The sequence below is a fragment of the Paraburkholderia madseniana genome, from assembly GCF_009690905.1.
In the GTDB taxonomy this organism is placed as follows: Bacteria; Pseudomonadota; Gammaproteobacteria; order Burkholderiales; family Burkholderiaceae; genus Paraburkholderia; species Paraburkholderia madseniana.
Genome location: NZ_VOSW01000006.1, coordinates 99,728 through 105,971, shown reverse-complemented (window position 1 = coordinate 105,971; position 6,244 = coordinate 99,728). Strand labels below are relative to the sequence as shown.

General features: G+C 63.6%; 5 protein-coding genes. All 5 read left to right on the top strand.

Translation table 11 applies throughout. The features are described from left to right. Positions 1 to 463: 463 nt before the first annotated feature. The 5 genes from pyk (at position 464) to FSO04_RS05120 (ending at position 6,240) form a co-directional block, all read left to right on the top strand. Positions 464 to 1,900, top strand: coding sequence for a pyruvate kinase (gene pyk, locus FSO04_RS05140; RefSeq protein ID WP_154558671.1), 1,437 nt, complete (start codon positions 464 to 466; stop codon positions 1,898 to 1,900). 231 nt (positions 1,901 to 2,131) lie between these two features. Then, positions 2,132 to 3,196, top strand: coding sequence for a class II fructose-bisphosphate aldolase (fba, locus tag FSO04_RS05135; protein ID WP_154558670.1), 1,065 nt, complete (start codon positions 2,132 to 2,134; stop codon positions 3,194 to 3,196). 132 nt (positions 3,197 to 3,328) lie between these two features. Beyond that, positions 3,329 to 4,219 carry a phosphoribosylaminoimidazolesuccinocarboxamide synthase gene (locus FSO04_RS05130; RefSeq protein WP_028196245.1) on the top strand — a complete coding sequence of 297 codons (891 nt, stop codon included), beginning with the start codon at positions 3,329 to 3,331 and terminating at the stop codon, positions 4,217 to 4,219. Between the two features lie 208 nt (positions 4,220 to 4,427). Continuing rightward, complete coding sequence (gene purE / locus FSO04_RS05125) at positions 4,428 to 4,946, top strand: 5-(carboxyamino)imidazole ribonucleotide mutase (RefSeq protein WP_029968172.1); 519 nt, start codon at positions 4,428 to 4,430, stop codon at positions 4,944 to 4,946. A 97-nt stretch (positions 4,947 to 5,043) separates the two neighbouring features. Beyond that, on the top strand, positions 5,044 to 6,240 hold the full coding sequence (locus tag FSO04_RS05120; RefSeq protein WP_154558669.1) for a 5-(carboxyamino)imidazole ribonucleotide synthase: 1,197 nt from the start codon (positions 5,044 to 5,046) through the stop codon (positions 6,238 to 6,240). Positions 6,241 to 6,244: the final 4 nt, after the last annotated feature.

The window sequence follows — 6,244 nt, the reverse complement described above, 5'->3', positions numbered from 1 at the left end:
CTACCCCCTGTCGCCGTTCTGGAATGGCGGGCTTAACGGGGTGCCGGGCTCCCCCCCAGCGAGGTCTGCAAAAGCCCGGGGCGGCAAGCCGCGCAACCCCCCAGCAGCAACGGCAGGGGAGCGCGAAGCGCGCTCCGCCGCCACAACGGCCGTGGCTGAAGCCGCGGCCCCGCAGCAGCAGGAATCCGAGTTGTCCCTCGCGCTCGCGGAGTTGACCACTGCCAGCGAGGCAGCGGAATTGTCCACCGGACAAGCCGCCCACTCGCCTGCAGAACTCCCGGACGAAGAGGTTGCGCTCGCCCCCCCACCGGCGCCCCCCGTGCCGGTATCGAACACCGCTTCACCCCATAAAGCGACGCTGGTTTCAACCGGCGCGCAGCCCCCAGCAGCACCCTTCGGTGCGCAGCCTCCGCATCCGACTCGCAGCGCTCATTCCAGCGATCCCATCCAGACGAGGAGACTCATGCATCGCGCTACCAAGATTGTCGCTACCATCGGACCGGCTTCCAGTACGCCGGAAATCCTGCTGCAAATGATTCGGGCAGGGGCCGACGTGGTGCGGCTCAATTTCTCGCACGGCACCGCCGACGACCACCGCCAGCGCGCAGAATTCGTGCGCGAGGCGGCCCGCCAGGCCGGCCGCGAAGTCGGCATCATGGCCGACCTGCAAGGTCCGAAGATTCGCGTCGGCAAATTCGAAAACGGCAAGACCACGCTGGTCCCCGGCAACCCCTTCGTCCTCGACGCCGAATGTGAACTCGGCAACGACGATCGCGTCGGCCTCGACTACAAAGACCTGCCGCGCGACCTGAAACCGGGCGACGTGCTGTTGCTCAACGACGGCCTGATCGTGCTGGACGTCGTGCGCGTGCTCGGCAGCGAGATCCACACCACCGTGAAGGTCGGCGGCGAGCTGTCGAACAACAAGGGCATCAATCGCCAGGGCGGTGGCCTGACGGCGCCGGCTCTGACGGCCAAAGACATGGAAGACATCCGCACGGCCATGTCGCTTGGCGTGGATTACGTCGCGGTATCGTTCCCCAAGAACGCCACCGACATGGAAATGGCCCGCCAGCTCGCGAACATCGCGGGTGCGCCCTACGGCATCAAGCCGAAGATGATCGCGAAGATCGAGCGGGCGGAAGCGATTCCGGCACTGCAAGGCATCCTCGACGCATCGGACGGCATCATGGTTGCGCGCGGCGACCTGGCCGTGGAAGTGGGCAATGCCGCAGTTCCAGCGCTGCAAAAGCGCATGATTCGTATGGCCCGCGAATCGAACAAGTTCGTGATCACTGCGACCCAGATGATGGAATCGATGATCTACGCGCCGGTGCCGACCCGCGCCGAAGTGTCGGACGTCGCCAACGCGGTGCTGGACGGCACGGACGCGGTGATGCTGTCGGCCGAATCCGCAGCGGGCAAGTACCCGGTGCAGACCATCGAGACGATGGCCGCGATCTGCCTCGAAGCTGAGAAGTCGGAGCAGTCGGAGTTGGACAAGGATTTCCTCGACCGCACGTTCACGCGCATCGACCAGTCCATCGCGATGGGCGCGCTGTTTACGGCGTACCACCTGGGCGCGAAGGCGATCGTCGCGTTGACCGAATCGGGTTCGACCGCGCTGTGGATGTCACGTCACTGGACGCACGTGCCGATTTTCGCGCTCACGCCGCGCGTCGGCAGCGAACGGGCGATGGCGATCTACCGCAACGTCACGTCGCTGCATCTGGATACCAGCACCGATCGCGACACCGCGTTGCAGCAGGCGCTGGAAACCGTGGTCAGCAAGGGCTACGCGTCGCACGGTGACATGGTAGTGCTGACTGTCGGCGAGCCGATGGGCCAGGCAGGCGGTACGAATACGCTGAAGATCGTGCGCGTCGGTGAGCCGTATTGATTCGGTTTAAGCCGAAGACTGTTTAAGTTGGAGAATGCTCGATCGGCACGCAGGCTTGATTGAGTGAAGCAGGCTGTCATGCCCCGCGAGAGGCGGCGCACAGACTCCAATCGCGCGTGAAGGAAAACGCGCTTTAGGGAATGTGTGAACGGGTACGCAGCTTGCTTCGCGATAAAATCGCCCCAAAAGATGCCGACGGCACAGAATTCGTTTCAATCTAAGGAGTTAAGCATGCCTCTCGTATCAATGCGTCAACTGCTGGACCATGCCGCCGAAAACGGTTATGGCATTCCGGCATTCAACGTGAACAACCTGGAGCAGGTGCAGGCGATCATGGCCGCGGCCGACAAGGTCAACGCCCCGGTCATCATGCAGGCGTCGGCCGGCGCGCGTAAGTACGCGGGCGAGCCGTTCCTGCGCCACCTGATCGAAGCAGCGGTCGAGTCGTACCCGCATATTCCGGTCGTGATGCACCAGGATCACGGCCAGTCGCCGGCGGTCTGTATGGCGGCGATCCGCAGCGGTTTCACCAGCGTGATGATGGACGGTTCGCTCGAAGCCGACGGCAAGACGGTCGCATCGTACGAATACAATGTCGAAGTCTCGCGCAAGGTGGTTGAAGCGGCGCATTCGATCGGCATCACGGTGGAAGCGGAACTGGGCGTGCTCGGTTCGCTGGAAACCATGAAGGGCGACAAGGAAGACGGCCACGGCGCGGAAGGCACGATGACCCGCGAGCAACTGCTGACCGATCCGGAGCAGGCTGCCGACTTCGTCAAGCTGACGCAATGCGACGCGCTGGCGATCGCGATCGGTACGTCGCACGGCGCGTACAAGTTCAGCAAGAAGCCCACGGGCGACATCCTGTCGATCCAGCGCATCAAGGAAATTCACCAGCGCATTCCGAATACGCACCTGGTAATGCACGGTTCGTCGTCTGTGCCGCAGGAGCTGCTCGCGGAAATCCGCGAATTCGGCGGCGACATGAAGGAAACCTACGGCGTGCCGGTTTCAGAGATTCAGGAAGGTATCAGGAACGGTGTGCGCAAGGTCAATATCGACACCGACCTGCGTCTGGCGATCACTGGTGCGATCCGCCGCTACATGGCGACCAATCCGGGCAAGTTCGATCCGCGCGACTACCTGAAGCCGGCGCGCGAAGCCGCGATGAAGATCTGTCTCGAGCGCTTTACGCAATTCGGCTGCGAAGGCCAGGCCGGCAAGATCAAACCGGTTTCGCTTGATAAAATCGCGGAGAAGTACAAATCGGGCGAGCTCGCGCAAGTCGTCCGCTAAGCTATAAGCAGGCTCTACATCTGGCTGATTGGCCAGGTTGTCGTTCGATCGCCGTTCCCGCATCATCCGGGGAACGGCGTTTCCCTTTTGTTCCGGTCACACTTTTTGCCCCACTTTTAGCGAACCACGACGATGTCTACCCTTTACGAATCCACGCTCCACTCGCTGCCGCTGCTCGGCCGCGGTAAAGTCCGCGACAACTATGCGGTGGGCAACGACCAGTTGCTGATCGTCACGACCGACCGTCTGTCGGCGTTCGACGTCATCATGGGCGAGCCGATTCCGAATAAGGGCCGCGTGCTCAACGAAATGGCGAACTTCTGGTTCGAGAAACTGAAGCATGTGGTGCCGAATCACCTCACGGGCGTGGCGCCCGAATCCGTGGTGGCGGCTGACGAAGTCGAGCAGGTCAAGGGCCGTGCGGTAGTGGTGAAGCGCCTCGAGCCGATCCTCGTCGAAGCGGTGGTGCGCGGCTATCTGGCCGGCAGCGGCTGGAAAGACTACCAGGCAACCGGGTCGGTGTGCGGCGTGGAACTGCCGCCGGGCCTGCAGAACGCACAAAAGCTGCCTGAGCCGATTTTCACGCCGGCAGCCAAGGCCGAAATGGGCCACCACGACGAGAACATCACTTACAACGAGATGGAACGCCGCATCGGCACCGAACTGTCGGCCACGATCCGCGACATCTCGATCAAGCTGTACAAGGAAGCCGCTGACTACGCCGCTACGCGCGGCATCATCATCGCGGATACGAAGTTCGAATTCGGTCTGGACAACCACGGCCAGCTGTATCTGATGGACGAGGCGCTGACTGCCGACTCGTCGCGTTTCTGGCCGGCTGACCAGTACCAGGTCGGCACCAACCCGCCGTCGTTCGACAAGCAGTTCGTGCGCGACTGGCTCGAAACCCAGCCGTGGAAGAAAGAGCCGCCCGCACCGAAGCTGCCGGACGACGTGGTCACGAAGACGGGCGAGAAGTATCAGGAAGCGCTCGAACGCCTGACCGGACACAAGCTCGCTTAAGTACGCTTACCTGGTTATATCTGCATAGCGTGAGAAAACGCAGGGCCGCCCCAAGTTTGCTCACCCCCCTCGGGGGGCTGGCGCGAAGCGACAGGTAGGGGGCGCTCTCAAAAAACGCCGGGCCGCCCCAAGTTTGCTCACCCCCCTCGGGGGGCCTGGCGCGAAGCGACAGGTCGGGGGCGCTCTCAAGAAACAAGGAAGCCGTACCATGAGTGAAGCTCAAACTGCCCATACGCATGGCGCGCCGGTTGTCGGCGTGCTGATGGGTTCCAGTTCCGACTGGGAAGTGATGAAGAACGCCGTCGCGATTCTGCAAGAATTCGGCGTGCCGTATGAGGCCAAAGTCGTATCCGCGCACCGCATGCCCGACGAGATGTTTGCGTATGCCGAGAGCGCGCGCGAGCGCGGCATTCGCGCGATCATCGCGGGTGCGGGCGGCGCGGCGCATCTGCCGGGCATGCTGGCCGCCAAGACCACGGTGCCGGTGCTCGGCGTGCCGGTGGCGAGCAAGTATCTGAAGGGTGTCGATTCGTTGCATTCGATCGTGCAGATGCCCAAAGGCGTGCCGGTCGCCACGTTTGCAATCGGCGAAGCGGGCGCGGCGAATGCGGCGTTGTTCGCGGTGTCGATTCTGAGCGGCACGAGCGCCGAGTATGCGGAAAAGCTGGCGGCGTTCCGCGTGCGCCAGAACGAAGCGGCCCACGCAATGGTGCTGCCGGCGCTGTAAGCGCCAAGGCTGATTGCTTTTAAGACGTCCCCACTGTTTGACCCCCGGCTGGATGCTGCTGTATGAATGCAGCACCCGGCCGCGACCGACCACTAAGATGAACCCAGACAACACACCGGTTTCACCGATTCTGCCCGGCGCATGGCTTGGCATGGTCGGTGGCGGCCAGCTCGGCCGCATGTTCTGTTTTGCCGCTCAGGCAATGGGCTATCGCGTTGCCGTGCTCGACCCGGACGAAAACAGTCCCGCGGGCGCGGTCGCCGACCGCCATATCCGTGCGGCTTACGACGACGAAGCGTCGCTCACCGAACTCGCGCGGCTGTGCGCGGCGGTGTCGACCGAATTCGAGAATGTGCCGGCGGCGAGCCTCGATTTCATGGCGAAAACCACCTTCGTGAGCCCGGCCGGCCGTTGCGTCGCCGTGGCCCAGGACCGGATCGCCGAGAAGCGTTTTATCGCGTCGTCAGGCGTGACGGTCGCGCCGCACGTGGTGATCGAATCGTCGGACGCGCTGGCCGCGCTCGACGACGCGAAGCTCGAAGCCGTGCTGCCCGGCATTCTGAAGACTGCACGCATGGGCTACGACGGCAAAGGTCAAATCCGCGTGCGCAACGCCGAGGAGGTGCGCGAGGCGCATGCGTCGCTCGCGGGTGTTCCGTGCGTGCTGGAAAAGCGCTTGCCGCTGAAGTTCGAAGTGTCCGCGCTGATCGCGCGCGCGGCGAGCGGCGCGTCGGTGGTGTATCCGCTGGCGCAGAACACGCATCGCGACGGCGTGCTGTCGCACACCATCGTGCCCGCGCCGGATGCAAGCCCGACGCTGGTCCAGCAAGCACAGCAGGCCGCGCTGCAAATCGCGGACAAGCTCGGCTATGTCGGCGTGCTGTGCGTCGAGTTCTTCATTCTCGAAGACGGGTCGCTGGTTGCCAACGAAATGGCGCCGCGCCCGCATAACTCCGGCCATTACACCGTGGACGCCTGTGCGACCAGCCAGTTCGAACAGCAGGTCCGCGCCATGACCGGCATGCCGCTCGGCGACACGCGCCAGCATTCGCCGGCGGTGATGCTGAACATCCTCGGCGACGTCTGGTTCCCAAGCGGCCCGAAGGGCGCGGCAGTCACGCCGCCGTGGCACGAAGTCGCCGCGATGCCGGCGGCGCGTTTGCATCTGTACGGCAAGGAAGAAGCACGTTGCGGCCGCAAGATGGGCCACGTGAACTTCACGGCCGCGACACTCGAAGAAGCCCGCACGTCGGCGCGCGATTGCGCGCGGCTCCTGCATATCATCACGAGCTGACGCG